The following is a 26,832-nucleotide window of genomic DNA, read 5'->3' on the forward strand; positions in this document are numbered from 1 at the left end:
AAAACGACTCCGGGGGTGTGGGGCATGATCCCTACGCTGTTCCCAGAACAAAAGGATCGCTCGGATGCTTAACAAAATTCTGATTGCAAACCGTGGTGAAATAGCCTGCCGCGTGATGGAAACTGCCCGCGTGATGGGCGTGAAAACTGTGGCTGTGTATTCCGATGCGGATGCCGCGGCCAAACATGTGCAGATGGCGGACGAGGCCGTGCATATTGGTGGACCGGCCCCGGCGGATAGCTATCTGAAAGGTGACGTTATTATTCAAGTCGCGTTAGAGACGGGCGCGCAGGCGATCCACCCCGGATATGGATTTCTGTCTGAAAACCCTGAATTCGTAGACGCTGTTGAGGCCGCTGGCCTGACTTTTATCGGACCTTCAGCCCATGCGATCCGCTCGATGGGGTTGAAAGATGCCGCTAAGGTTCTGATGGAGGAGGCTGGCGTGCCGGTTGTCCCCGGGTATCACGGCGACAATCAGGACCCGGAACATCTGGCAGGGGCGGCAGACACCATCGGCTATCCTGTTCTGATTAAAGCAGTCGCAGGCGGTGGCGGTAAAGGCATGCGCCTTGTCGAAGCTCCCGAAGAGTTCTCCGCAGCGTTGGCGAGCGCGCAGGGCGAGGCCAAGACGGCCTTTGGCAATGACGCGGTGTTGGTTGAAAAATTCGTCTCCAAACCCCGCCACATCGAAATTCAGGTTTTCGGTGATGGTAAACATGCGGTGCATTTGTTCGAGCGCGACTGTTCCTTGCAGCGTCGCCACCAAAAGGTGATCGAAGAGGCGCCCGCGCCAGACATGACGCAAGAGATGCGCGATGCGATGGGGCAGGCGGGCGTGCGCGCTGCCGAGGCGATTGGCTACAGCGGTGCGGGTACGGTGGAATTCATTGTGGATGCCTCCGAAGGGCTGCGCCCGGATCGGTTCTGGTTCATGGAAATGAACACGCGTCTGCAAGTTGAACACCCTGTGACAGAGGCGATCACCGGCGTTGATCTGGTGGAATGGCAATTGCGCGTTGCCGGGGGCGAGAGCCTGCCAAAACAGCAAGACGAACTGTTTATTACAGGTCATTCGTTCGAAGCGCGCCTGTATGCCGAAGACGTGCCCAAGGGTTTCTTGCCCGCGACCGGAACACTGACCCATCTGCATTTCCCTGCAGATTGCCGGGCGGACAGCGGCGTGCGCGCCGGGGACACCATCAGCCCTTGGTATGATCCGATGATTTCTAAGGTCATTGTGCATGGGCCAGCGCGGGCTGTGGCGCTTGCCAAGTTGGATCAGGCGCTAGAGGGCACGCAGGTCGGCGGTACGGTCACTAACCTTGCCTTTCTGGGCGCGCTAACACGGCATGCTGGCTTTGCTGCCGGGGACGTTGATACCGGTCTTATTGGGCGCGATATTGATACGTTGGTACAGGCACCGGCAGTAATGCCGCGCCACAAGGCAATGGCTGCGATGGTCGCGCTGGATCTTGTTGACGTCTCGGAGGACACTGGCTTCTCTCTCTGGGCCCCCTTGCACCGCGCGGTGCAGCTGAGCTGGCAGGACGAGGTGTTTGATGCAGATGTGCAAGTCGACGGTCCAAATCGCCAACTCTGGCAGGTTGGGGATGATCAGGTTCTTGCAGAACGCATTGGTGGGGCTTGGCGTGTTGACGAACAGGCAATGGCCGATGTCGTTCAGGCAGGCAGCGAGATCACCGTATTCGAAGGCTACGGTATGGCCTTTCAGGTCATTGATCCTTTGAACCGCGCCGCAAGTGCAACAGGCGATGGAAACTTGATTGAGGCGCCAATGCCGGGACTGGTCAAGGCCGTTTTTGCAAAAGCCGGGCAAGAGGTCAAAGAAGGCGACCGTTTGGCCATTCTCGAAGCCATGAAGATGGAGCATTCGCTGCTGGCCGCGCGCGACGGTGTCGTGGCCGAAGTTTTGGTCGGTGACGGTTCGCAAGTCGAAGCGGGTGCGGCACTTGTTCGATTGGAGGATGCCTGACCTTGCCAAATCCAACACCTAAGCGCAGGCTGCAGGTGTTGGATCTATTATCCTGAATAAAACCAAGAGAAGGGCACGAGATGAGCGAACGGGTCGAGATTTTCGAAATGGGGCCACGCGATGGTCTGCAGAACGAAAAACGTGAAATTCCTGTCGCTGAAAAAGTGGCGTTGGTTGATTGTCTCAGCCGGGCCGGGTTTCAGCGGATCGAAGTCGCAAGCTTTGTGTCTCCCAAGTGGGTGCCTCAGATGGCGGGCAGTGCAGATGTATTGGCAGGGATCGCCCGTGCTGAAGGGGTAAGATATGCGGCACTGACGCCAAATATGCAGGGATATGAGGGCGCAATGGGGGCCAAGGCGGACGAAATCGCAATTTTTGCGTCTGCATCCGAGGGGTTTTCGAAGGCCAATATCAACGCCACAATCGAAGAATCGATTGCACGCTTTGTTCCGATCCTAGAAGCGGCGCGTCACATTGATATGCCGGTTCGGGGGTATGTGTCTTGTGTAACAGATTGTCCTTTTGATGGTCCGACTGCGCCAGAAAAAGTTGCTGAGGTGGCCGATCGCCTCTTTTCGCTGGGGTGTTACGAAATTTCCCTAGGGGACACGATCGGGCATGGCACACCGGATAGTATTGCCCGGATGCTGTTGGCGGTGCGTGAACGCGTGCCTATGACCCGGATCGCTGGGCATTATCATGATACAGCCGGACGTGCGCTTGAGAATATTGATGCGTCCCTTGCGATGGGCGTGCGCGTATTCGATGCTGCGGTTGGAGGATTGGGTGGATGCCCTTATGCCCCGGGTGCTGCAGGCAACGTCGCAACCGAAGCTGTGGCCGAACATCTTGAACGGCTGGGATATCAAACAGGCCTCGATATGGCAGTGGTGCAAGAGGCCGCTGAAATGGCGCGCGCAATGCGTACAGAATAAGGACTAAAATGTACGAAACTCTAAAATTGGAGGTGGACGCGCGCGGCGTGGCCACCTTGACCCTGAACCGCGTTGAAAAGCACAACGCGATGTCGGCGCAAATGTTGGCGGAGCTGACGGCAGCAGCAAACCGACTGGCAACAGATGATGCCGTGCGAGTCGTGATCCTTACCGGGGCCGGCAAAACATTTTGCGCTGGCGGTGATCTGGCATGGATGCAGGATCAAATGGCGGCTGATGCGGCCACACGGTTTGTCGAGGCCCGTAAGCTGGCTGAGATGCTGCAAGCGCTCAATACTTTGCCTAAGCCCTTGATCGGGGCGCTACAGGGGAATGCCTTTGGCGGCGGCGTTGGGATGGCGTCGGTCTGTGATATTGCGATCGGTGTCGACAGCTTGAAGATGGGGCTGACGGAAACCCGGCTAGGGATCATTCCAGCCACCATTGGCCCCTATGTCATTTCGCGCATGGGCGAGGCGCGCGCGCGCCGGGTGTTCATGTCGGGGCGGATCTTTGGTGCGCAAGAAGCCTGTGATCTGGGGTTGTTGGCCCGCGTTGTGCCCGCTGACCAGTTGGAAGACGCGGTTGAGGCTGAAGTTGTGCCATATCTGAGTTGTGCGCCCGGCGCTGTGGCAGCAGCTAAACAGCTTACCCGGGATCTTGGAACGCCCATCAATGACGCAGTGATTGATCATACAATTCGGGCTTTGGTCGACCGTTGGGAAACCCAAGAAGCCAATGACGGGATCCAGGCCTTTTTCGATAAACGGAAACCTGCATGGATGACTCAGGTTTGAGACAATCGTAGAAAGTCGCCAGAATCCGAAATATTGGGTAATTCCCGCGACCTATTGCCTTGATTAAACCGGCTGTCCGAGCGTTCGCTTGGTTGACGCTCAGACGGCACGCGGTTAGAAATCACCGAGTCTATACGCCAATTGACGGCGCGCAGGTATGACGCGCAAGAAAGGAGCCACTCGTGGATGAACTGTTGCGGGAATATCTCCCGATATTAGTTTTTCTGGCTGTTGCGGTCGGTCTAGGGGTCGTTCTGATCCTTGCAGCTGTCGTTTTGGCAGTTCGAAACCCCGATCCTGAAAAGGTGAGCGCTTACGAATGCGGCTTCAACGCATTTGATGATGCGCGGATGAAGTTCGACGTTCGGTTCTATCTGGTTTCGATCCTTTTCATCATTTTCGATTTGGAAATTGCATTCCTGTTCCCTTGGGCGGTTGCCTTTAAGGATGTGAGCATGGTTGGCTTTTGGTCGATGATGGTCTTCTTGGGTGTGCTGACCATTGGGTTCGCCTACGAATGGAAGAAGGGAGCCTTGGAATGGGAGTGATGACTGGGGCGAATACAGCTGGTGCCGACAAAGAAGTTGCGACACAGGCGTTGAATGCAGAGTTGCAGGACAAAGGGTTTCTGCTGACCTCTTCCGAGGATATCATCAACTGGGCCCGGACCGGGTCGTTGCATTGGATGACGTTCGGTCTTGCCTGCTGCGCGGTCGAGATGATGCACACCTCCATGCCGCGATATGACGCCGAACGATTTGGGATCGCGCCGCGTGCGTCTCCGCGTCAGTCCGACGTCATGATTGTTGCGGGTACGTTGACCAATAAAATGGCACCGGCCCTGCGCAAAGTTTACGACCAGATGCCTGAGCCACGCTATGTGATCTCGATGGGGTCGTGCGCCAACGGCGGCGGGTATTACCATTATAGCTATTCAGTAGTGCGTGGCTGTGACCGGGTTGTTCCTGTCGACATTTATGTTCCAGGGTGCCCTCCAACGGCTGAGGCGCTGCTGTATGGTTTGATGCAGCTACAACGTAAAATTCGCCGCACGGGGACGATCGTACGATGAGTGATGCACTGAAAGAACTTGGCGCCTATCTCGAGCTGAAGCGCCCTGATTGTGTTTTGGTCTGGGATGTGACCCACGGTGAACTGAATGTGAACGTGGCGCCGTCCAACATCGTTGATTTCATTGATTTTCTGAAAACTGACCCGACCTGCAAGTTTTCGAGTCTCGTGGACATAACGGGTGTTGATTACCCAGAGCGCGCCAAGCGGTTTGATGTGGTTTACCACTTTTTGTCAATGTATCAGAACCATCGTATCCGTCTGAGGGTTTCGATCCGTGAAGACGACATGGTTCCCTCGATTTCAGATGTGCACCCCTCGGCCAATTGGTTCGAGCGCGAAGTCTTTGACATGTTCGGTATTCTGTTTTCAGGACACCCGGATCTGCGCCGCATCCTAACCGACTATGGATTCCGCGGATATCCGCTGCGCAAGGATTTCCCGACCACTGGGTATACCGAGGTGCGTTATGACGAGTCGCAAAAGCGAGTTGTCTATGAACCCGTGAGCTTGGTTCAGGAGTATCGCCAGTTTGACTTCATGAGTCCCTGGGAGGGGGCGGAGTACATTCTGCCAGGGGATGAAAAGCAGGAGGCCAAGTAATGGGTTTCATCATCTGGATGATCATTGCCGTAGCGACGGTTATACCTCTGCTTAAGCTGCTGCCGCACTTTGGCATCAACAAGCTTTGGGCGCTGGCCTGTCTTATCCCACTGGGACTTTTGGTTCTGTTGTGGGTTATGGCGATAAAGTTGCAAGAATTGGATCGCAGATGACATTTTCTTTGCTTGGTGAACTTGTGGCGCTTGGTGCGCTGGGGCTGTTGTTGGCGGGGGCTGCGGGGCAGGTTGCGGCTGCAGCAGACAAGGCGCGCGTGAAAGCAGAAGCCAAACGTGCGGGTTCCTCAAAGAAGCGGAGCACGTGAAAATGGCGCAAGACATGACCACTGTTTTCGATCAGGTGAATGCAGTTGCTTATGCATATTGCACGGCATTGAACGAGGCCGATGGCGATACTTTGGACGCCTTGTGTCATGACCGATTTCTGATGACATGGGTCAAAGACGACGGCACACCGCGTTTTCTAAACAAAGAAAAGTTCGTTGGTGGCATTCGAACGCTTGAGGCAGACAAAGACGCGCTGTCGTGTGAGGTGATCTCGGTCGATGTCGAGGGAACGGACATTGCGCATGTGAAGCTTTGGGTCGACATGCCGCCACGACGATACATGGATTACCTCGGATTTTTCCGGGTCGAAGGCGAATGGCGCTTGATTACGAAACTGTTCCGCGTGGCCAAAGGTCCCGAGCTTTAAGAAAAAGCCGGGTGAAGGCCTGGATTGGAGTACTAAGATGATGGATGGCGGCAAGGGCTTTGATGATGCGCTGACAGGCGAGCAGAAGATCCGCAATTTCAATATCAACTTTGGCCCGCAACACCCTGCTGCCCACGGCGTATTGCGCTTGGTGCTTGAGCTGGATGGCGAAATCGTGGAACGCTGCGATCCGCATATCGGCTTGTTGCATCGTGGCACAGAAAAGCTGATGGAAAGCCGGACATATCTGCAAAACCTGCCGTATTTTGATCGGCTGGATTATGTGGCTCCGATGAATCAAGAGCACGCTTGGTGTTTGGCGATTGAAAAGCTGACGGGCGTTGAAGTTCCGCGTCGTGCGTCGCTGATCCGGGTGCTCTATTCCGAAATTGGCCGTATCCTGAACCATCTGCTGAACGTGACAACGCAAGCGATGGATGTTGGCGCGCTGACGCCTCCGCTTTGGGGCTTTGAAGAGCGTGAAAAGCTGATGGTATTCTACGAACGTGCCTGTGGTGCGCGTTTGCACGCGGCCTATTTCCGTCCCGGCGGCGTTCATCAGGATTTGCCTGATGATCTGTTAGACGATATCGAGGCATGGTCGCACACCTTCCCGGCTGTCATGGATGACATCGATGGGTTGCTGACAGAAAACCGGATCTTCAAACAGCGGAATGCTGATATCGGTATCGTGACCGAAGAAGATATTTTGAACTACGGATTTTCCGGGGTAATGGTGCGCGGTTCTGGTTTGGCTTGGGACCTGCGTCGTTCGCAGCCTTACGAATGTTACGACGAGTTCGAGTTCCAGATCCCAGTCGGTAAGAACGGCGATTGTTATGATCGCTATCTGGTCCGCATGGAAGAGATGCGCCAGTCGCTTTTGATTATCCGTCAGGCGATTGCCAAGATCCGGGAATGTCCCGGTGATGTTCTGGCACGGGGCAAGATCACGCCACCGAAACGTTCGGATATGAAAACCTCAATGGAGAGTTTGATCCACCACTTCAAACTTTATACCGAAGGGTTCCACGTTCCCGCCGGTGAAGTCTACTCCGCCGTTGAGGCGCCTAAAGGTGAATTTGGGGTTTATCTGGTTTCAGATGGCTCTAACAAACCATACCGCAGCAAGATCCGCGCGCCGGGTTTCCTGCATTTGCAAGCCATGGACCATGTTGCCGGAGGCCACCAGTTGGCCGATGTGGCTGCTATCATCGGTACCATGGATGTCGTATTTGGAGAGATTGACCGCTAATGCTCCGCCGCCTGCATAAAGACCAACCCGAAAGCTTTGCCTTTACACCAGCCAATCTGGCGTGGGCTGAAGGGCAGATCACCAAGTACCCCGAGGGCCGTCAGGCCAGCGCCATCATTCCATTGCTGTGGCGTGCTCAGGAGCAAGAGGGCTGGTTGACCCGCCCTGCGATTGAAGCTGTCGCGGATATGCTTGAGATGGCGTACATTCGGGCGCTTGAAGTCGCTTCGTTCTATTTTATGTTCCAACTGCAACCGGTTGGGTCGATCGCGCACATTCAGGTGTGCGGCACGACGTCTTGCATGATCTGTGGTGCTGAAGATTTGATTGCGGTCTGCAAAGACAAAATTGCGAACAAAGCGCATGAAGTGTCTGCAGACGGCAATTTTTCGTGGGAAGAGGTGGAATGCCTTGGGTCTTGTACGAATGCGCCGATGGCGCAGATCGGCAAAGACTATTACGAGGACCTGACTGCTGAAAGTTTTGGTCGCCTGATCGATGAACTATCTGAGGGTAAAGTGCCAACACCGGGACCTCAGAATGGGCGCTATGCTGCTGAGCCATTGAGCGGTCTGACCAGTTTGACAGAGTATGACAGTGGCCAAACCCAGTACAATGCGAGTGTCCAGCTGGCAAAAGACATTGGCGATACCGTCAAGCGTATAGATGGAACCGAAGTTCCGTTGTTGACCCCGTGGGTTGGCAAAGATGCTCCCAAAGCTGCTGCTGCTGAGAAAGCTGAGCCTGTGGCTGCCGCTCCTGTCCCTGTTGAAAGCGTTCAAGAGCCCGTGGCGCTTGTTAAACCTTCGACCCCTTTGCCGGGACAGGTTGAGCTGGCGGAGCGTAAAGGCAGTTGGAAATATGAAGGTCCAGAAGAAGTTGAAGATACCGAAGGCGCGAATGTTCCTGAAGCATCTGACGCCGGGAAGCAGCCTGTAACCTTGGATGCTGCGCGAGAAGGCGGAGCAGATGATCTAAAATTGATCAAAGGGGTCGGTCCGAAATTGGAAGGTGTGCTGAATGGCATCGGTGTGTTCCATTTCGATCAGATTGCAGCCTGGACAGAGGCCGAAGTGGCTTGGGCTGACCAGAACCTTGTTGGGTTCAAGGGGCGCGTAAGCCGGGATAATTGGGTGGATCAAGCAAAAGCTTTGGCCGCCGGAGAAGAGACAGAGTTCGCGAAGCGAGCAAAGAAAGATGGGATTTACGACGACTAATACATCAATGGGATAGGAGGCCCCTGACATGGATACTTCGACTGATCAAACAGGCTGCGCAGCGCGCAGTTGGCGCGTTGCCGTGTACGGCGGTATTGCGGTGGCAGTACTATTCATGGCGATAGGCGGGGCCGGACTGTTTCAGGCAATAATCGCCGGTGCGGTATCTGGCGGCGTGTTAGGGTTCGTACTGACCCGGTATTTGTGCTCCGAAACGGCCGAGGAACCTGCGACGCAGATGTCGCCCCCGCAGCCTGATCCGGCACCCGCGCCCACTGCGCCAGAGATGTCAGACCAGCAGGTCGCGGAGGTTGCTGAACCTGAAATGATCAGTTCGCTGGTCAAGCCGTCGAAAGATTTGCCCGGACAGCAGGAGCTGTCCAATCGTAAGGGCACTTGGAAATACAAAGGACCTAACGCCACAGCCTGACAGGGTCGTGGGGACAGCAGGAAAGAATGAACAAGGATCTAGACAACGCCATCGCTCAGAAAGGGCGCCACATCGGGCTGGTTATTGCTGGCACGACTGTGCTGTGGCTAGCCACGACCCTTTTCCTTGGGCCAGCTTTAGGGCTGCCCGGGCGGTATGCGTTGTTGTTCGATCTCGCCGCTCTGGCAGGGTTCATTTATGCAGTGATCAACATTTTTCAACTCTGGCGTATGCGCCAGGACAGCCAAAGGTAGCCACACATGCTGAAGGATCAGGACCGGATCTTTACCAATCTCTACGGGATGCATGACCGCACGCTGAAAGGCGCGCAGGCGCGGGGCCATTGGGATGGTACTGCGGGTATCATTCAGAACGGGCGTGACTGGATCATTCAGCAGATGAAGGACAGCGGTCTGCGGGGCCGGGGTGGCGCGGGTTTTCCCACCGGCCTGAAGTGGTCTTTTATGCCCAAAGAAAGCGATGGTCGCCCTGCGTACCTGGTTGTGAATGCAGATGAATCTGAGCCAGGCACCTGTAAAGACCGTGAGATCATGCGCCATGATCCGCACACGTTGATCGAAGGCTGCCTGATTGCCTCGTTCGCGATGCAAGCGCACGCATGTTATATCTATATTCGCGGTGAATACATCCGCGAGCGCGAAGCACTGCAAGCGGCGATCGACGAAGCTTATGACGCCGGTTTGCTAGGAAAAAACGCAGCGGGTTCGGATTGGGATTTTGACCTGTATCTGCACCACGGGGCCGGGGCCTATATCTGCGGTGAAGAAACGGCATTGCTGGAAAGCCTTGAAGGCAAAAAGGGTATGCCACGGATGAAGCCGCCATTCCCCGCCGGGGCTGGTTTGTATGGCTGCCCGACCACAGTGAACAATGTGGAATCCATCGCCGTTGTGCCAACGATCCTGCGTCGTGGACCAGATTGGTTCAGCTCGTTCGGTCGCCCGAACAACGCGGGTACCAAGTTGTTTGGCATCTCGGGTCATGTGAACAACCCTTGCGTCGTCGAAGAGGCGATGTCGATTTCGTTTGAAGAGCTGATCGACAAGCATTGCGGCGGTATTCGCGGCGGGTGGGATAACCTCAAAGCGGTTATTCCGGGCGGGTCATCGGTGCCATGTGTAACCGGCGCCAACATGCGCGACGCGGTTATGGATTTTGATGCGCTCAAGGATAAAGGATCGTCTTTGGGCACTGCTGCTGTGATCGTGATGGACAATTCGACCGACATTATCAAAGCGATTTGGCGGCTTTCGAAATTCTATAAACACGAAAGCTGTGGTCAGTGTACACCTTGTCGCGAAGGGACAGGCTGGATGATGCGCGTCATGGATCGTCTGGTCAAAGGCGAGGCTGAGATCGAAGAGATCGACATGCTGCTTAGTGTTACCAAACAGGTCGAAGGTCATACCATCTGTGCGTTGGGCGATGCGTCGGCTTGGCCCATTCAGGGATTGATCAAGAACTTCCGCGAAGAAATCGAAGACCGTATCAAAGCCAAGCGCACCGGGCGCATGGGTGCGATGGCGGCAGAGTAAGAAGTGTAAGGAAGGGGCGAACATGGAGAATTTTGCAGAATACGGACACGCAATTGCGTCGTTGGTGCTGTTCGCACTGATTATTCTACTGATGTCGCCCTTGTCCGCCTTAGCCAAGCAAAAGGGTGGGATGGCCCCGGGTGCAACACCATCTGAGGATTACGCCGACCGCGCCTATCGCCTGAACCGGGCTTACTTGAATGGGACGGAAACGCTGCCTGCGTTCCTGACTGTGACGGTTGCCGCGATGCTGGCCGCTGTTGATCCGTTTTGGGTGAATGTGCTGGCATCTGTGTTCTTGGTGAGCCGGGTTTTGATGCTGGCTATTCATATAGGCGGCGTCGGTGCGCCCCACAGTGGGTTGCGCTCTATCACCTATGTTCTGGGCTGGGCTTGTCTGGTTGTGATTGCGGCGATGACATTGGTGGCTGTGCTATGACGGGATTTCACCTGCGTGCAGAGCGCAAAACAGTGATGAATGAAACGATCCCGGATGCGATTGGCGTCTTGGGGGCAGAAAAGCGAAATCTGATGACCCATAAAGCCACGTTAGTTGTTGCTGTTTGTGTTGTGGCTTTGGCCGCCGGTTGCAACCGCGTGAAAAAGGAAGATCGGATTCTATTCGATGGGTTCTATTTCCCGACCAAAGCCTCAGCCGTGGATAAAAAGGCGACGCTGTCGCAATTCGATGTGCAGGTAAAAGACGCGGGTTCGTCGATTGAAGGCGCGCGCGAAGCCGGTCGATATGCGGGCACGCGGTACTGTATCGAAAAATATGGGTCTTCTGATATTATTTGGTCAGTGGGTCCGGACAGCGATCCCTCACAGCTGCGCGTTGTTGATGGCTCACTTAATCTTCGTGGGACCTGTCAACGTCCATGAGCAAAAAACCGACATATCCTGACGTATTGGGCGCCCTGTTATTGCATAGCAAGGGCACACCCAGCCGTTCTGAGGGCATCAGAACGAAAGGAAATGTCATGTCTGTTCTAAAGTACTCTGTTCTCGCATTCTTGATTGCGCTGCCAACCAGCAGCTGGGCCAAACCACACCTCAGAGAGGTGAGCGAAATCGATGACTCGTTGTATTGGATCGCACTGGCCAGTGAGATTTCGAAGAAATGCGACTCGTTGGGTGCGCGTCGTCTCAAAGGGTTGAATGAACTGTGGCGCCTAAAGGGGCTCGCAAATGATATGGGATATTCGGACACCGAGATCCGAGCCTATGTTGAATCAGATGTAGAAAAAGCGCGTATGCGCAAAAAGGGCGAAAGTTATTTGGTCGCTCTTGGTGCCAACTACGACAAACCGGAAACATTCTGTGCGGTCGGGCGTGCAGAGATCAAGAAAAACAGCGCGATCGGCGTGTATTTGAAGGCGAATTAGATCATGTCTGACCTCCGCAAGATCAATATTGACGGAAACGAGATCGAAGTTGAGGGCGCGATGACCCTGATTCAGGCCTGTGAGCAGGCCGGGGTCGAGGTTCCGCGCTTTTGCTATCACGAGCGCCTGTCCATCGCTGGCAACTGCCGCATGTGTCTGGTCGAAGTTGTAGGTGGCCCGCCAAAGCCTGCAGCGTCTTGCGCCATGCAGGTTCGGGATTTGCGTCCGGGACCCGAGGGCCAAGCACCGGTGGTAAAGACGAATTCACCCATGGTCAAAAAGGCCCGCGAAGGGGTGATGGAGTTCATGCTCATCAACCACCCGTTGGATTGCCCGATTTGCGACCAAGGCGGTGAGTGCGATTTGCAAGATCAGGCCATGGCTTACGGCATCTCGGCGACCCGATTCAACGAACCCAAGCGCGCGGTGGATGATTTGGATCTAGGGCCGCTTGTTTCGACTGCGATGACCCGTTGTATTTCTTGTACGCGGTGTGTGCGGTTCACTTCCGAAGTGGCCGGGATCTCCCAGATGGGGCAGACGGGACGTGGTGAAGATGCCGAAATCACATCCTATCTGAATGAAACACTGGTTTCGAATCTGCAGGGCAACATCATTGATCTGTGCCCGGTTGGGGCGCTGACCTCAAAACCTTATGCCTTTACTGCCCGCCCTTGGGAGCTGAGCAAAACAGAAACGATTGACGTTATGGATGCGCTTGGATCGAACATTCGGGTTGATACCAAAGGTCGCGAAGTGATGCGGATTTTGCCGCGCAATCATGATGGGGTCAACGAAGAGTGGATTTCTGACAAAACCCGCTTTGTCTGGGATGGCCTGCGCCGCCAGCGTTTGGATCGTCCGTTTGTGCGTGTGAATGGCAAATTGAAACCCGCAAGCTGGCCAGAAGCATTGGCGGCTGCTGCGACAGCGATCAACGGGGCCGAGAAACTGGCCGGTGTTGTCGGAGATCTGTCCTCGGTTGAGGCTGCGTTTGCCCTTAAGCAACTGGTTGAGTCCAAAGGCGGCGTGGTCGAAAGCCGTCTGGATGGGGCTAAGTTGCCAGCCGGAAACCGCAGCGCCTATGTTGGCACCGCCGCAATCGAAGATATCGACACCGCAGGACGCATTCTTTTGATTGGTACCGATCCGCGCAACGAAGCGCCTGTGTTGAATGCGCGTATTCGTCGGGCTTGGATCAATGGTGCCGAAGTTACTCTGGTTGGTGAAGCCGCCGATTTGACCTATGAATATCATCACATGGGCAATGATCGTGAGGCCCTGCAAGAGGCGCTTGATATGGGTGGCTCGGATGAAATCCGGGAAAAGCCATCCTTGGTGATCGTTGGGCAGGGCGCCTTGCAAGAGGCAGACGGCGCAGCGGTTCTGGCTGCGGCACAAAAGATCGCTCTGAACACAAACAGTGGATTGCTTGTTTTGCACACCGCAGCGTCGCGCGTTGGTGCGATGGATGTGGATGCCACGAACGAACGTGGTCTGGACGCCGTGAGCGAAGCGGATGTTCTGATCAACCTCGGTGGCGATAACATCGAAGTGGCCCCACGCGAAAACGGCGGCGCTTTTGTGATCTATCAAGGAAGTCACGGAGATCGCGGCGCGCACCGCGCGGATGTTATTTTTCCGGGCGCGGCCTACACCGAAGAGTCCGGTTTGTTCGTGAACACCGAAGGGCGACCACAGATTGCGCAGCGTGCTGGTTTTGCACCGGGTGAAGCCAAGGAAAACTGGGCTATCCTGCGCGCGCTGAGCGCCGAGTGTGAAGCAGTGCTGCCTTATGATTCACTGGCGCAACTGCGGCAGGCCTTGGTCGCGGCTGTTCCGCACCTTGGAAACGTGGATGTCGTTGCCAGTAATGAGGTTCAGGAATTGGTGCCTGCGTCTTTGGGTACAGCGACATTCCAGCTGACGATCAAGGATTACTATCTGACCAACCCAATCGCGCGTGCTTCGGAATTGATGGCAGAGCTGTCAGCCGGGGCCAAGGCGCGCAATGCGGAGAAAATGGCCGCAGAATGAAGCGTCTCGCACCCATATCCCTCTGCGCGTTGGCCGCCTGTGGTCCACCGCCGGTCGACGTGACACGGTTCGCACCAGATTATCTTGGTGTGGAAACTGCGTTGCTCGAAGGGGATCTGGTGCAATTTGACGTGCAGATGGCAGGCGCACGGGATGGCACTGATTTGGATGCCTATGCCGAATGTGCTGCCGCGCAATACGCGCTGATCCGGGGATACGGGTTTGCGCGTCACTTGCGTACAAATGTGAACGAGAACGACGGCGTATGGGCGGCTGATGCCATTTATACCATTTCGCCATCACTGCCGCGTGGGCTGCAGACCATCGACGCCGAAGTCGTGGTCGCAAATTGCGCGGAAAACGGAATACCCACGGTGTGAGGACCTATGGCTGAATTCTTTAACACCCCAGGCGGCATAGCCGTGATTATCTTGGCGCAAGTGCTTGCAGTTGTTGCTTTTGTGATGATTTCACTGCTGTTCCTGGTGTACGGCGACCGCAAAATCTGGGCCGCGGTCCAAATGCGTCGCGGACCCAATGTTGTGGGGGCTTTTGGCCTGCTGCAATCTGTTGCGGACGCATTGAAATATATTGTCAAAGAGGTGGTAATCCCAGCCGGTGCAGACCGGGCTGTGTTTATTCTGGCTCCACTGACCTCTTTCGTTTTGGCGATGATCGCTTGGGCGGTTATCCCGTTCAACGACGGATGGGTTCTGTCAGATATCAACGTTGCGATCCTGTATGTGTTCGCTGTGTCATCGCTTGAAGTTTACGGCGTGATCATGGGGGGCTGGGCATCCAACTCGAAATACCCATTCCTTGGGTCGCTTCGCTCTGCAGCGCAGATGATTTCTTACGAAGTTTCGATTGGCTTGATTATCATCGGCGTTGTCATTTCGACGGGTTCGTTGAACTTTTCGGCCATCGTTGCGGCGCAAGATGGTAATCTGGGCCTGTTTAACTGGTACTGGTTGCCACACTTCCCGATGGTGTTCTTGTTCTTCATCTCGGCATTGGCCGAAACCAACCGTCCGCCGTTCGATTTGCCAGAAGCTGAATCCGAATTGGTTGCGGGCTATCAGGTTGAATATTCGGCAACGATGTTCCTGCTGTTCATGGCGGGGGAATACATCGCGATCTTCTTGATGTGCGCGCTGATCTCTTTGTTGTTCTTTGGTGGCTGGCTGTCGCCGATTCCTGGACTGCCCGACGGCGTCCTGTGGATGGTCGGGAAGATGGCGTTCTTCTTCTTCCTGTTTGCGATGGTTAAGGCGATCACACCGCGTTACCGCTATGATCAGTTGATGCGCTTGGGGTGGAAGGTTTTCCTGCCATTCTCATTGTTCTGGGTTGTTTTCGTGGCCTTCGCGGCAAAATTTGACTGGTTCTGGGGTGTATTTGCACGCTGGACCGTGGGGGGCTGATCATGGCGAACATCGACTATACCCGCGCGGCAAAATATTTCCTTCTTCAGGATTTCTTTGTCGGCATGAAGTTGGGGCTCAAGTACTTTTTTGCCCCCAAAGCGACGCTGAATTATCCGCACGAAAAGGGGCCATTGTCGCCGCGGTTCCGGGGTGAACATGCCCTACGCCGTTACCCAAACGGCGAAGAACGCTGCATTGCTTGCAAACTCTGCGAGGCGATTTGTCCTGCACAGGCAATCACCATTGACGCCGAACCCCGCGAAGACGGCAGCCGCCGCACCACGCGCTATGACCTTGACATGACAAAATGCATCTATTGCGGGTTTTGTCAGGAAGCTTGCCCCGTGGATGCAATCGTAGAGGGGCCGAATTTCGAATTCGCCACCGAAACCCGCGAAGAGTTGTTCTATGACAAGGACAAATTGTTGGCGAACGGTGAGCGGTGGGAAGCTGAAATTGCCCGTAACCTCGAATTGGATGCTCCGTACCGATGACAGATCCTAAGAACCCATTCGAGATGATGATGAAACAGGCGCAGGATATGGCAAAAACCATGAACCCTGCACTGGAGAATTTCTCACCCACCGACGCCTTTAAGGGCTTCGAGGCCATGTGGCCCAAGATGCCCAAAGAAGTTATGGAAATGATGTTTGGCAACACGGTCAACAAAGGCGGGCTGGATGCCAAGACCCGGTTGTTGCTAACGCTGGCCGGACTGACCTGTCAGGGCGCGCAGGCAGACAGCGCCGTGCGTCAGACCGTGCGTCACGCGGTTGAGGCAGGCGCCAAGAAACAAGAGATCGTTGAAGCGATTGGACAGATGTCGGTTTTCGCTGGCATTCCGGCCATGACCCGCGCGCTGGAACTGGCGCAAGAGGTCCTGGGCGAAAATGGGGACGACGAAACATGAGCGTATTTGCTTTCTACCTCTTTGCGATCAGCGCCATCACGGGCGGGCTGTTCACGGTGATCAGCCGACAGCCAGTGCATTCGGTGTTGTGGCTGATCCTATCCTTTATCTCTGCGGCGGGCCTGTTCGTGCTGTTGGGCGCTGAATTCGTGGCCATGCTTTTAGTGATCGTTTATGTTGGCGCGGTTGCGGTTTTGTTCCTGTTCGTCGTGATGATGTTGGATGTTGATTTCGCAGAACTGAAAGCCGAAATGGCCCGTTACATGCCGCTGGCCTTGCTGATCGGTCTGGTTATCCTGATGCAATTCGTCATGGCCTTTGGCGCATGGGAAAGCGCACATGGCGCGGCGGAGCAGCTGGCCCAACCGATCCCGGCAGACAGACACAATACCGAGGCGCTTGGCCTCATTATCTATGACCAATATTTCCTTCTGTTCCAACTCGCAGGACTGATCCTGCTGGTCGCAATGATCGGTGCAATCGTGCTGACACTGCGTCATCGCACTGACATCAAACGTCAGGACATCGTCGCGCAGATGATGCGTGATCCAGCCAAAGCGATGGAACTCAAGGACGTCAAACCGGGGCAGGGGCTGTAAGCGCATGATCGGACTTGAACATTATCTAACCGTCGCGGCGACGTTGTTCGTCATCGGCATCTTCGGGCTTTTCCTGAACCGTAAGAACGTAATTATCCTGTTGATGAGCATTGAATTGATGCTGCTCGCAGTGAACATAAACCTAGTCGCCTTTTCGTCGTTCCTCGGCGATTTGGTGGGCCAGGTCTTTACGTTGTTCGTGCTGACGGTGGCTGCCGCCGAGGCTGCGATTGGCCTTGCAATCTTGGTCTGCTTCTTCCGCAACCGGGGTACTATCTCGGTCGAAGACATCAACGTGATGAAGGGCTAAGCGACAATGGAAACCACTATCCTCTTCGCCCCTTTGGTCGGCGCGCTAATTTGCGGATTTGGCTGGAGATTTATCGGCGAGACAGCCGCCCTGTGGACCGCGACAGGTCTCTTGTTTCTGGCGGCCTTGCTCAGCTGGATTGTGTTCCTGTTCTTTGATGGGCACACCCAGCACATTGAGATCTTTCGCTGGATCGAAAGCGGGTCACTCAGCACATCTTGGGCCATTCGTCTGGATCGTATGACGGCAATCATGCTGATCGTCGTGACCAGTGTCTCAAGCCTCGTTCACCTGTATTCATTTGGCTACATGGCGGATGATCCGCAATGGCGGAAGGGCGAAAGCTATAAACCGCGTTTCTTTGCCTATCTGTCGTTCTTTACCTTTGCTATGCTTATGCTGGTGACAGCGGACAACCTGGTTCAGATGTTCTTTGGCTGGGAAGGTGTAGGCGTCGCATCCTATCTGCTGATCGGTTTTTACTATCGCAAGCCAACAGCCAACGCCGCCGCGATGAAGGCCTTTATTGTGAACCGGGTCGGTGACTTTGGGTTTGCGTTGGGCATCTTTGCGCTGTTCATGCTGACCGACAGCATCAACTTTAACGACATCTTTGCAGCAGCACCGCAGATTGCTGAAATGAAGCTCACCTTCCTGTGGGCCGATTGGAATGCGATGGAAGTTGTTTGTGTGTTGTTGTTCATCGGCGCGATGGGCAAGTCGGCGCAACTGTTCCTGCACACATGGCTGCCTGATGCGATGGAAGGTCCGACACCTGTGTCGGCGCTGATCCACGCTGCTACTATGGTGACCGCAGGCGTTTTCCTCGTTTGCCGGATGTCGCCGCTGATGGAGTTTGCCCCCGCGGCAACTGGGTTCATCACGGTTATCGGCGCAACCACCGCATTTTTTGCGGCCACCGTTGGCTTGGTGCAGACGGATATCAAACGCGTTATTGCTTATTCGACCTGTTCTCAGCTGGGGTATATGTTCGTTGCGGCAGGCGTTGGGATGTATTCAGCGGCGATGTTCCACTTGTTCACCCATGCGTTCTTTAAGGCGCTGTTGTTCCTTGGGGCTGGTTCGGTCATCCATGCGATGCATCACGAGCAGGACATGACCAACTATGGTGGTTTGCGGAAGAAAATTCCGTTCACGTACTGGTCAATGATGATTGGGACATTGGCCATCACCGGCGTTGGTATTCCACTGACGCATATTGGTTTTGCGGGTTTCCTGTCTAAAGATGCGATCATTGAGAGCGCTTATGCCGGTGGATCCGGCTATGGGTTCTGGATGCTGGTTATCGCGGCGGCTATGACCAGCTTCTACAGCTGGCGTCTGATTTTCCTCACATTCTTTGGTGCGGCACGTGGCAACAAGCATACACACGACCATGCGCATGAAAGCCCCAAAGTGATGTTGATCCCGTTGGGTGCATTGTCCGTGGGCGCCGTTTTGGCAGGTATGTTGTGGTATGCGCCATTCTTTGGCAGCACCGAACGCGTCAGTACATTTTATGGTATCCCACAGGCAGACGCATCCGGTCATGGGGAAACCACCTCGCACGGCGCGTCGAGCACCGATACCGTTTCGCATGATGCACCTAAAGCGGATGATCACGGCACGTCTGAGGCGGGCGCGAGTGATCACGCATCGGATGCAGAGGGACACGGCGACGGGCATCACGCGATGTTTGCAGGCAAACCCGGCGAGGGGGCATTGTACTTTGCACCTGACAACAATGTCCTGAATGATGCGCATTCTGCTCCCAAGTGGGTCAAGGTGTCACCGTTCATCGCGATGTTGCTGGGGCTTGGCTTGGCGATCTGGTTCTATCTGGTCAACACCACGTTGCCTGCGCGCTTGGCTGCGACGTTCCAGCCGCTCTATTTGTTCCTCAAGAACAAATGGTACTTTGACGAGCTGTATGACGTTGTATTCGTCAAACCTGCTTTGGCAATTGGTCGGTTCTTGTGGAAGCGCGGGGATGGTAATGTCATCGACGGGTTCCTGAACGGCGTTGCCATGGGCATCGTTCCCTTCTTTACCCGCCTCGCAGGCAAGGCGCAGTCGGGCTACATATTTACCTATGCCTTCTGGATGGTTCTGGGCATTGCTGCCCTTGTCACCTGGATGTCGATCGGCGGAGGCGCACACTAATGGATAATATCCTCTCCATCGTCACCTTCGTTCCAGCACTGGCTGGTCTGATCCTGGCGGTTTTTCTCCGGGGCGAGGATGCGGCAGCGCAACGTAATGCCAAATTGGTTGCGTTGTTTGCCTCAACTGTCACGTTTCTGGTGTCCATCGGCATCTACACAGGCTTTGACCCTGCAAATACAGGGTTTCAGTTTGTAGAAGAAGGCGAATGGCTGCTGGGCTTGAAATACAAGATGGGCGTGGACGGCATTTCGGTTCTGTTCGTCTTGCTGACAACGTTCATCATGCCACTGACCATTTTGGCCAGCTGGAATGTCACCCATCGCGTCAAAGAATACATGATCGCCTTCTTGCTGCTTGAAACGCTCATGCTGGGTGTGTTCATGGCGCTGGATCTGGTGCTGTTCTATCTGTTCTTCGAGGCTGGGTTGATCCCGATGTTCCTGATCATTGGGATTTGGGGTGGCAAAGAGCGTATCTACGCGAGCTTCAAGTTCTTCCTTTATACTTTCCTTGGGTCGGTGCTGATGCTGGTCGCGATGGTTGCGATGTATGCAGACGCTCAAACCACAGACATCACGGTTCTTTTGACGCATCAATTCTCTGCCGCGAGCTTCTCGGTGCTTGGGGTACATGTGGTCGGCGGGATGCAAACGCTGATGTTCATCGCGTTCTTTGCGTCGTTCGCTGTGAAAATGCCAATGTGGCCGGTACATACTTGGTTGCCTGATGCGCACGTTCAGGCCCCGACAGCGGGTTCGGTGGTTCTGGCTGCGATCCTGTTGAAGATGGGCGGGTACGGCTTCTTGCGCTTTAGCTTGCCGATGTTCCCGGTGGGGTCTGATGTATTGACCCCTATGGTTCTTTGGATGTCGGCGATTGCTGTAGTCTACACATCCTTGGTCGCCATGGTGCAGGAAGACATGAAAAAGTTGATCGCTTATTCGTCTGTCGCGCACATGGGTTTTGTGACGATGGGGATCTTTGCAGCAAATCAACAAGGTGTGGATGGGGCAATCTTTCAGATGCTCAGCCACGGTTTTATCTCTGCTGCGTTGTTCCTGTGTGTCGGTGTAATCTATGACCGGATGCATACACGCGAGATCGACGCATATGGCGGTCTGGTCAGCCGGATGCCTGCTTATGCGCTGGTGTTCATGCTGTTCACGATGGCGAACGTCGGCCTTCCGGGAACTTCCGGGTTTGTTGGGGAATTCCTGACGCTGATGGGCACCTTCCAGAAAAACACTTGGGTAGCGGCGGTTGCGGCAACTGGGGTCATTTTCTCGGCCGGATATGCCTTGTGGTTGTACCGTCGTGTCGTATTTGGGGATTTGATCCGAGAAAGCCTCAAATCCATCACGGATATGGATAGCCGCGAACGCCTTGTGTTTGCGCCATTGATCGTGATGACCATCCTGCTTGGTGTTTATCCATCACTCGTCACCGATATTATCGGCCCGTCAACTGCGGCGCTGGTTTCGAATTTTGACTCGGCTCTGGCCGCGGCTGACACCGCGACCCAAGTCGCATCGCACTAAGGGAGCTTTGGGAAAATGATCCAGGCTGATCTGATCGTAATTCTGCCAGAGATCCTTCTGGCTGTTTACGCCATGGGCGCCCTTTTGGTGGCGGTGTACACAATCAAGGATGGCATGGCGCCAACATTGGTCTGGTTGACCAGTGCCATCATGGTATTTCTCGCTGCGGTGATTATCACCGGCGGTGAAGGAACAAATGTTGCCTTTAATGGGATGTTTGTTGACGACAGTTTCTCGCGCTTTGCCAAGGCTGCGGTTTTGTTGTCAGGGGCCGCCGTTTTGGTGATGAGCCAAGAGTACATGTCGCGTCGCGGTTTGCTGCGATTTGAATACCCATTGCTGATCGCGTTGGCCTCAGTCGGTATGATGATGATGGTCTCGGCAGGTGATTTGATGTCGCTGTACATGGGCCTCGAACTGCAATCTCTGGCGCTTTATGTGGTTGCTGCACTGCGCCGCGATAGCATCAAATCGACCGAAGCTGGCCTGAAGTATTTTGTGCTGGGCGCGCTTAGCTCTGGATTGTTGCTGTATGGCGCATCTTTGATCTACGGCTTTTCTGGCACAACCCTGTTCTCGGGCATCATTCAAACTGCGCAACATGGGTCGGTTTCGGTCGGGTTGTTGTTTGGCTTGGTGTTCCTGATCTCAGGTCTTGCGTTCAAAGTGTCGGCTGTACCGTTCCACATGTGGACCCCGGATGTTTACGAAGGCTCTCCAACGCCAATCACCGCCTTTTTTGCCACCGCACCTAAGGTCGCTGCAATGGGCCTGTTTGCGCGCGTTCTGCATGATGCCTTTGGTGCGGCTGTTTCTGACTGGCAGCAAGTTCTAGTTGTTCTGTCGGTGCTGTCGATGTTCCTGGGCGCGGTTGCCGCGATCGGACAACGCGACATCAAGCGACTTATGGCGTTTTCTTCGATAGCTCACATGGGGTATGCGTTGATCGGTCTTGCTGCTGGCACCGTTCTGGGTGTGCAGTCGATGCTGATCTATATGGCAATCTATGTCACGATGAACGTTGGGACCTTTGCCTTTATTCTGATGATGGAACGTGACGGACAGCCAATCACCGATATTGACGCACTGCGGATGTATGCAAGCCGTGAACCTGCCAAAGCGTTGGCTGTCCTTGTGTTGATGTTCAGCCTTGCGGGTGTCCCGCCATTTCTTGGGTTCTTTGCCAAGTTCGGCGTTTGGCAAGCTGCTATTGAAGCGGGCCTGATGGGCTTGGTTGTTGCCTCTGCCATCGCCTCTGTCATTGGTGCCTTCTATTACTTGCGGATCGTGTTCTACATGTATTTCGGCGGGGAAACAGATGAACAGCTGGACACACACTCTTCACCAGTTTTGTGGACTGCTTTGATGGGGTCGGCTGCTTTGATGATGATTGGTGTCTTTTACCAATTTGGGATCGAAGGGGCTGCTGCCTCTGCGGCTGCAGCACTTGTTAACTGATTTCGTTTTCAAACTAACAGAGGGGGCTCGGTCGTTTGACCGGGCCTTTTTGCGATGAACGACTGGCCAATTGGATACGGAAAGCGGGTGCTCGCAGAAGTCGACAGCACCTTGAACGAAGCCGCACGCATCGCGCCGACCCTGACGGGTCCCGAATGGATATTGGCCCTCCGTCAGACTTCGGGCCGAGGGAGGCGGGGACGGGCCTGGACAGATCCACGCGGCAATCTGGCCTCGACCTTGGTCATGCGCCCAGAAGGGGAGCCAGGACAGATCGCATTGCGTAGTTTTGTAGCGGCACTTGCGCTGTTTGATGCTTGTGTCGCGGTGACTGGGCGTGCGACTGGGCTGTCGCTGAAATGGCCAAACGACGTTTTGCTAAATGGTGGGAAATTGGCTGGGATCTTGTTGGAAAGCGCTGGCCAAGCGGGCAGTGTGACACATCTTGCCATCGGGATTGGTGTTAACTTGGCTGAAGCACCACCAGTTGAAAACGTCGAAAACGGGGCGCTGCGCCCTGTCTCTTTGTTGTCTGAAACGGGTGCACTGGTCACGCCTGAGGCGTTCTTAAGCGAGTTGGCCCTTGCATATGACCGTTACGAGGCCCAATTCACCACTTATGGATTTGAACCGATCCGAACGGCCTGGTTGTCCCGCGCCGCGAAATTGGGCGAAGTGATTACAGCCCGTACCGCAACGTCCGAGACGGTTGGAACCTTTGAAACGGTGGACGCCACAGGCAACCTTGTCTTAAACACCGCTAAAGGCCGGGTTACCATTCCGGCGGCAGATGTATTTTTCTGAGGGTCTAAGACATGCTATTGGCGATTGATTGCGGGAATACGAATACTGTTTTCTCGATCTGGGACGGTGAAAGTTTTCTGTGCACGCTGCGAACGTCGACCCATCACGCACGTACGGCGGATGCATATTTCACTTGGTATTCGACGCTGGTGAAACACTATGGGATCGAAGTGGACATCACGGATGTGATCATTTCCTCAACCGTGCCTAGGGTTGTGTTCAACCTGCGTGTTTTTGCTGATCGGTTTTTTGGGTGCCGTCCGATCGTGGTCGGCAAGCCCGAATGTCTGTTGCCTCATCTTCCGCGTGTTGATACCGGGACGCAGGTCGGGCCTGACCGGCTGGTCAATACGGCGGGCGCCTATGATCGCCATGGTGGGGATCTGGTCGTGGTTGACTTTGGAACGGCGACAACATTCGATGTTGTGGCACATGATGGTGCCTACATTGGTGGTGTGATCGCGCCGGGGGTGAACCTGAGCCTCGAAGCGCTACATCAGGCAGCAGCGGCCTTGCCTCATGTCGATATTTCGAAGCCGCAGAATGTGATCGGAACCAATACGGTTGCTTGTATGCAATCGGGGGTGTTCTGGGGATATGTGGGTCTGGTGCGGGAAATTTGCACGCGGATCAAAGAAGAACACGAGCGTCCGATGAAAATCGTTTCGACTGGTGGGCTGGCACCTTTGTTCCAGCAGACCGTCGATTTGTTCGATGCGTTCGAAGATGATTTGACGATGCACGGATTGACCGTGATTCATCGCTATAACAAGGAAAACAGCTGACCCATGAGCAGCGAACGTTTGATATATCTGCCCCTCGGTGGGGCGGGCGAAATTGGCATGAATGCCTATGTCTATGGTTATGGTGCGCCTGACAAGGAACGCTATATCCTAGTCGACCTTGGTGTTGCCTTTCCCGATATGGATGGCACCCCGGGTGTTGACCTGATCATGCCTGATATTGCTTGGCTGCGCGAACGCGCAGACCGGCTGGATGCGATTTTTGTCACCCACGCGCACGAAGATCACATCGGTGCAGTCGCGCATTGTTATGGGGATCTGGGTGCGCCAGTATATGCACGCCCTTTTACCGCCAACATTGCGCGTCGCAAAATGGAAGAACACGGCCAACCAGAGGATGCCGTGATCACTGCGATGCCTTGGCCCGAACAGGTCAGTGTCGGCCCTTTCAAAGTTGGCTTTTTGCCAATGTCGCACTCGATCCCGGAAAGTGCGGGATTGGTGATCGACAGCCCAACAGGGCGTGTGGTGCATTCGGGTGATTTCAAACTGGATCCAACCCCGATCGTTGGCGAAGCCTTTGATCCAGATCTGTGGACCGAGGTCAGCAAGCCCGGTGTCAAAGCGCTGGTGTGTGACAGCACGAATGTGTTCTCGCAACATCCCGGGCGCTCGGAGATCGAAGTTGCCCCAGAGATCACTAAACTGGTGTCTGGCGCCTCGGGCATGGTGGTTGCAACCACATTCGCCAGCAACGTTGCGCGGGTTAAGTCGCTGGCCGAAGCCGGTGAACGGGCAGGGCGGTCTGTTGTATTGCTGGGGCGCGCGATGCGTCGCATGATCGAAGCGTCGATGGAAACCGGTGTTCTGACTGATTTCCCCAAGGTGATCAGCCCAGAAGAAGCGCGTGATATTCCCCGGGATCATGTGATGCTGATCGTGACTGGCAGCCAAGGTGAACGTCGGGCGGCTAGCGCCCAGTTGGCACGTGGCAAATACCGTGGGTTGGAATTGAAGCAGGGCGATTTATTCTTGTTCTCTTCCAAAACCATTCCGGGCAATGAAAAGGGTGTGATCCGTATTATCAACCAACTCAGTGAGAAGGGCGTGGATGTTGTGGATGACAGCTCTGGGCTTTATCACGTTTCTGGGCACGCCAACCGGCCAGACCTAGAGCGGTTGCACGGGATTGTTGATCCGCAGATGGTTATCCCGATGCATGGGGAACACCGCCACCTACGTGAACACACCAAACTTGCTGAATCCAACGGACGGACCGGTATTGTGGCCGTGAATGGGATGATGCTGGACCTGTCTGGCAATGCCCCCAAGGTTGCCGAATACATCGAAACCGGACGGACCTATCTGGATGGGTCGACCAAAATTGGTGCAATGGATGGCGTGGTCCGTGACCGGATTCGGATGGCGTTGAACGGTCATGTGACTGTCACGGTGATCTTGGACGAAGAGGACGAGCCTTTGGGCGAGCCGTGGTGTGACACCATGGGGCTGGCCGAAACCGGTAACTCCAAGGCGGCACTGGTCGAAATCCTTGAAGCTGACCTGAATCAGTTCTTGATGCGGTCCGGTGATAAGACCCGCAAAGACGACGATAAGCTGGAAGAGGCGCTGCGCCGTATCGTGCGCCAGACGTCACAAGCTGAGATCGGTAAAAAGCCCGAGGTCACGGTTGTGATCAGCCGGATGCGCTGACCGCATCCTGACCGTCACAAAGAAAGCGATGTCCGATCAGGGGTGATCGGGCATCGGATACCCCCGCAACCGCAAGAACAAACTGGCCTCGTCGTTGTTGTGGAAATAGGGAACGGATTGAGGGGGCGTTGGGTCTGTGACGCGACCGGCCACTTCGGCCAGGACCACCTCGGTGATGAAGGGCAGATCAAATTTTCGAGCTTCGCTCAGTTTGACCCATTGCAGATGTGAAAGCTCGTCTGAGGCGTGGGTGAAATCGTCCAGATCCCCCTGAATCTCGTCCGCATCCACCAAAAAGAACCTCGCGTCAAAACGCCGTGGGCGGCCAGGTGGGGTTAAGGCACGGAACACAAATTGCAGCCCATGAGCCACGGGCATATGCCCTGTTGACGCAAAACTGGTCCAATCTGCAGGAACATTATCGGCCCATTCGCCGGGGCGGCCAAGGATGAGGCCTGTTTCTTCCCAGAGTTCACGAATAGCGGCCACGGCAAGGGCGTGATGCAGATCTTCCGGTGCACTTTCTCGGAGGCGATCTGTGCACACCTCTGGAAGTGGGGTTGCAAGCGGGATCTGGGCATCTTCGGCATCCACAGCGCCGCCGGGGAAAACGAATTTATTAGGCATAAACGCGGCTTTAGCCCCGCGTTGCCCCATCAGGATCGATGGGTCCTGCAATCGGTTTCGAAGTACAATGACCGTCGCGGCATTGCGGATTGCTGTCTTATCTATACTCATGGCCCCTCGCGTGTTTGAAGGGTCAGTCGTCATTTCCGAACCCGTGCATCCGGCGCGCCCATTGATAGGCGACAACGACCCCCTTCAGTCTGGGTAGAAGGTAGAGTGACAAGCTCAGACAACCAAGGGCAAAGATTGCAAATAGGGTCAAAGGGTCCTGGCGAAATTGAACAAAGACAATATGTAATAGCGGGGCGAAAAGGTGGCCGACAATCAGAATGGTCAGATAGGCGGGGCCATCATCCGCGCGGTGGTGCACGAACGCTTCGCCACAGTCTGCACAGGCGTCATTTACTTTGAGATAACTGTGCAAAAGCTTGCCTTTGCCACAGTTTGGGCATTTGCCGCGAAATCCACATCGAACCGCCGGCCATGTCGGGCGGTCATCTCGCGACAGCGTCTGCACAGTGCTTTGATCCGTCATAGGGAACTC

At 54.9% G+C, this 26,832-nt stretch carries 32 protein-coding genes; 30 read left to right on the forward strand and 2 right to left on the reverse strand.

The annotated features are described in order from the left end of the window. The first annotated feature begins 64 nt into the window (after positions 1–64). The 30 genes from ABWV33_RS02105 (at position 65) to ABWV33_RS02250 (ending at position 25,661) form a co-directional block, all read left to right on the forward strand. Positions 65–1,996, forward strand: a complete 1,932-nt coding sequence (locus ABWV33_RS02105; protein ID WP_353328950.1) for an acetyl/propionyl/methylcrotonyl-CoA carboxylase subunit alpha — start codon at positions 65–67, stop codon at positions 1,994–1,996. Positions 1,997–2,076: 80 nt separating this feature from the next. Then, positions 2,077–2,931, forward strand: a complete 855-nt coding sequence (locus tag ABWV33_RS02110) for a hydroxymethylglutaryl-CoA lyase (protein WP_113824916.1) — start codon at positions 2,077–2,079, stop codon at positions 2,929–2,931. An 8-nt stretch (positions 2,932–2,939) separates the two neighbouring features. Beyond that, positions 2,940–3,728, forward strand: coding sequence for a crotonase/enoyl-CoA hydratase family protein (locus ABWV33_RS02115; RefSeq protein WP_353328951.1), 789 nt, complete (start codon positions 2,940–2,942; stop codon positions 3,726–3,728). Positions 3,729–3,910: 182 nt separating this feature from the next. After that, complete coding sequence (locus ABWV33_RS02120; RefSeq protein ID WP_113824918.1) at positions 3,911–4,276, forward strand: NADH-quinone oxidoreductase subunit A; 366 nt, start codon at positions 3,911–3,913, stop codon at positions 4,274–4,276. After that, positions 4,267–4,800, forward strand: a complete 534-nt coding sequence (locus ABWV33_RS02125) for a NuoB/complex I 20 kDa subunit family protein (RefSeq protein ID WP_113824919.1) — start codon at positions 4,267–4,269, stop codon at positions 4,798–4,800. The genes ABWV33_RS02120 and ABWV33_RS02125 overlap by 10 nt, the downstream gene beginning before the upstream one ends. Next, on the forward strand, positions 4,797–5,402 hold the full coding sequence (locus ABWV33_RS02130; RefSeq protein ID WP_113824920.1) for an NADH-quinone oxidoreductase subunit C: 606 nt from the start codon (positions 4,797–4,799) through the stop codon (positions 5,400–5,402). The genes ABWV33_RS02125 and ABWV33_RS02130 overlap by 4 nt, the downstream gene beginning before the upstream one ends. Then, on the forward strand, positions 5,402–5,575 hold the full coding sequence (locus tag ABWV33_RS02135; RefSeq protein WP_162930723.1) for a hypothetical protein: 174 nt from the start codon (positions 5,402–5,404) through the stop codon (positions 5,573–5,575). Before ABWV33_RS02130 ends, ABWV33_RS02135 begins: the two co-directional genes overlap by 1 nt. Further along, entirely contained in the window at positions 5,572–5,724 is a 153-nt protein-coding gene (locus ABWV33_RS02140; protein ID WP_162930722.1) for a hypothetical protein, read from the forward strand. The genes ABWV33_RS02135 and ABWV33_RS02140 overlap by 4 nt, the downstream gene beginning before the upstream one ends. A gap of 2 nt (positions 5,725–5,726) precedes the next feature. Beyond that, positions 5,727–6,113 carry a nuclear transport factor 2 family protein gene (locus ABWV33_RS02145; protein ID WP_113824921.1) on the forward strand — a complete coding sequence of 129 codons (387 nt, stop codon included), beginning with the start codon at positions 5,727–5,729 and terminating at the stop codon, positions 6,111–6,113. 40 nt (positions 6,114–6,153) lie between these two features. Further along, the gene (locus ABWV33_RS02150) at positions 6,154–7,368 is read left to right on the forward strand and encodes an NADH-quinone oxidoreductase subunit D (RefSeq protein ID WP_353329230.1); all 1,215 of its coding nucleotides are present in this window, start codon (positions 6,154–6,156) and stop codon (positions 7,366–7,368) included. After that, positions 7,368–8,585: an NADH-quinone oxidoreductase subunit E gene (locus ABWV33_RS02155; protein WP_353328952.1), complete on the forward strand. Its 1,218-nt coding sequence runs from the start codon at positions 7,368–7,370 to the stop codon at positions 8,583–8,585. The genes ABWV33_RS02150 and ABWV33_RS02155 overlap by 1 nt, the downstream gene beginning before the upstream one ends. Before the next feature lie 28 nt (positions 8,586–8,613). Next, positions 8,614–9,015 (forward strand): hypothetical protein, encoded by a 402-nt coding sequence (locus ABWV33_RS02160; RefSeq protein WP_353328953.1) that lies wholly within the window; start codon positions 8,614–8,616, stop codon positions 9,013–9,015. Between the two features lie 26 nt (positions 9,016–9,041). After that, entirely contained in the window at positions 9,042–9,269 is a 228-nt protein-coding gene (locus ABWV33_RS02165; RefSeq protein WP_113824924.1) for a DUF5337 domain-containing protein, read from the forward strand. Positions 9,270–9,275: 6 nt separating this feature from the next. Beyond that, positions 9,276–10,571, forward strand: a complete 1,296-nt coding sequence (gene nuoF, locus ABWV33_RS02170) for an NADH-quinone oxidoreductase subunit NuoF (protein ID WP_113824925.1) — start codon at positions 9,276–9,278, stop codon at positions 10,569–10,571. 22 nt (positions 10,572–10,593) lie between these two features. Beyond that, positions 10,594–11,010: an MAPEG family protein gene (locus ABWV33_RS02175; RefSeq protein WP_113824926.1), complete on the forward strand. Its 417-nt coding sequence runs from the start codon at positions 10,594–10,596 to the stop codon at positions 11,008–11,010. Continuing rightward, complete coding sequence (locus ABWV33_RS02180; protein WP_353328954.1) at positions 11,007–11,453, forward strand: hypothetical protein; 447 nt, start codon at positions 11,007–11,009, stop codon at positions 11,451–11,453. The genes ABWV33_RS02175 and ABWV33_RS02180 overlap by 4 nt, the downstream gene beginning before the upstream one ends. Positions 11,454–11,551: 98 nt before the next feature. Next, positions 11,552–11,956: a DUF5333 domain-containing protein gene (locus ABWV33_RS02185; protein WP_113824927.1), complete on the forward strand. Its 405-nt coding sequence runs from the start codon at positions 11,552–11,554 to the stop codon at positions 11,954–11,956. 3 nt (positions 11,957–11,959) lie between these two features. Then, positions 11,960–13,993, forward strand: coding sequence for an NADH-quinone oxidoreductase subunit NuoG (gene nuoG, locus ABWV33_RS02190; protein ID WP_353328955.1), 2,034 nt, complete (start codon positions 11,960–11,962; stop codon positions 13,991–13,993). Next, the gene (locus ABWV33_RS02195; protein WP_113824929.1) at positions 13,990–14,373 is read left to right on the forward strand and encodes a YNQ4 family lipoprotein; all 384 of its coding nucleotides are present in this window, start codon (positions 13,990–13,992) and stop codon (positions 14,371–14,373) included. The genes nuoG and ABWV33_RS02195 overlap by 4 nt, the downstream gene beginning before the upstream one ends. 6 nt (positions 14,374–14,379) lie before the next feature. Further along, positions 14,380–15,417 carry an NADH-quinone oxidoreductase subunit NuoH gene (gene nuoH, locus ABWV33_RS02200; RefSeq protein ID WP_113824930.1) on the forward strand — a complete coding sequence of 346 codons (1,038 nt, stop codon included), beginning with the start codon at positions 14,380–14,382 and terminating at the stop codon, positions 15,415–15,417. Positions 15,418–15,419: 2 nt separating this feature from the next. After that, positions 15,420–15,914: an NADH-quinone oxidoreductase subunit NuoI gene (gene nuoI, locus ABWV33_RS02205; protein ID WP_113824931.1), complete on the forward strand. Its 495-nt coding sequence runs from the start codon at positions 15,420–15,422 to the stop codon at positions 15,912–15,914. After that, on the forward strand, positions 15,911–16,330 hold the full coding sequence (locus tag ABWV33_RS02210; RefSeq protein ID WP_113824932.1) for a carboxymuconolactone decarboxylase family protein: 420 nt from the start codon (positions 15,911–15,913) through the stop codon (positions 16,328–16,330). Before nuoI ends, ABWV33_RS02210 begins: the two co-directional genes overlap by 4 nt. Continuing rightward, entirely contained in the window at positions 16,327–16,929 is a 603-nt protein-coding gene (locus ABWV33_RS02215) for an NADH-quinone oxidoreductase subunit J (RefSeq protein WP_113824933.1), read from the forward strand. Before ABWV33_RS02210 ends, ABWV33_RS02215 begins: the two co-directional genes overlap by 4 nt. 4 nt (positions 16,930–16,933) lie before the next feature. Further along, positions 16,934–17,239 (forward strand): NADH-quinone oxidoreductase subunit NuoK, encoded by a 306-nt coding sequence (nuoK, locus tag ABWV33_RS02220; RefSeq protein ID WP_113824934.1) that lies wholly within the window; start codon positions 16,934–16,936, stop codon positions 17,237–17,239. 6 nt (positions 17,240–17,245) lie between these two features. Then, the gene (gene nuoL, locus ABWV33_RS02225; protein ID WP_353328956.1) at positions 17,246–19,402 is read left to right on the forward strand and encodes an NADH-quinone oxidoreductase subunit L; all 2,157 of its coding nucleotides are present in this window, start codon (positions 17,246–17,248) and stop codon (positions 19,400–19,402) included. After that, positions 19,402–20,943 carry an NADH-quinone oxidoreductase subunit M gene (locus ABWV33_RS02230; RefSeq protein WP_353328957.1) on the forward strand — a complete coding sequence of 514 codons (1,542 nt, stop codon included), beginning with the start codon at positions 19,402–19,404 and terminating at the stop codon, positions 20,941–20,943. Before nuoL ends, ABWV33_RS02230 begins: the two co-directional genes overlap by 1 nt. A gap of 15 nt (positions 20,944–20,958) precedes the next feature. Further along, complete coding sequence (gene nuoN / locus ABWV33_RS02235; protein WP_353328958.1) at positions 20,959–22,401, forward strand: NADH-quinone oxidoreductase subunit NuoN; 1,443 nt, start codon at positions 20,959–20,961, stop codon at positions 22,399–22,401. Between the two features lie 54 nt (positions 22,402–22,455). Further along, on the forward strand, positions 22,456–23,205 hold the full coding sequence (locus ABWV33_RS02240) for a biotin--[acetyl-CoA-carboxylase] ligase (protein ID WP_353328959.1): 750 nt from the start codon (positions 22,456–22,458) through the stop codon (positions 23,203–23,205). A gap of 11 nt (positions 23,206–23,216) precedes the next feature. After that, entirely contained in the window at positions 23,217–23,990 is a 774-nt protein-coding gene (locus tag ABWV33_RS02245) for a type III pantothenate kinase (RefSeq protein WP_113824939.1), read from the forward strand. Between the two features lie 3 nt (positions 23,991–23,993). Next, on the forward strand, positions 23,994–25,661 hold the full coding sequence (locus tag ABWV33_RS02250) for a ribonuclease J (protein WP_353328960.1): 1,668 nt from the start codon (positions 23,994–23,996) through the stop codon (positions 25,659–25,661). Positions 25,662–25,697: 36 nt separating this feature from the next. Here ABWV33_RS02250 and ABWV33_RS02255 read toward each other — a convergent pair whose 3' ends face one another. Beyond that, positions 25,698–26,399, reverse strand: a complete 702-nt coding sequence (locus tag ABWV33_RS02255; protein WP_353328961.1) for an NUDIX hydrolase — start codon at positions 26,397–26,399, stop codon at positions 25,698–25,700. Between the two features lie 22 nt (positions 26,400–26,421). Then, the gene (locus tag ABWV33_RS02260; RefSeq protein WP_353328962.1) at positions 26,422–26,823 is read right to left on the reverse strand and encodes a DUF983 domain-containing protein; all 402 of its coding nucleotides are present in this window, start codon (positions 26,821–26,823) and stop codon (positions 26,422–26,424) included. Positions 26,824–26,832 lie beyond the last annotated feature (9 nt).

Source organism: Phaeobacter sp. NW0010-22 (genome assembly GCF_040365955.1).
Lineage (GTDB): Bacteria > Pseudomonadota > Alphaproteobacteria > Rhodobacterales > Rhodobacteraceae > OMPR01.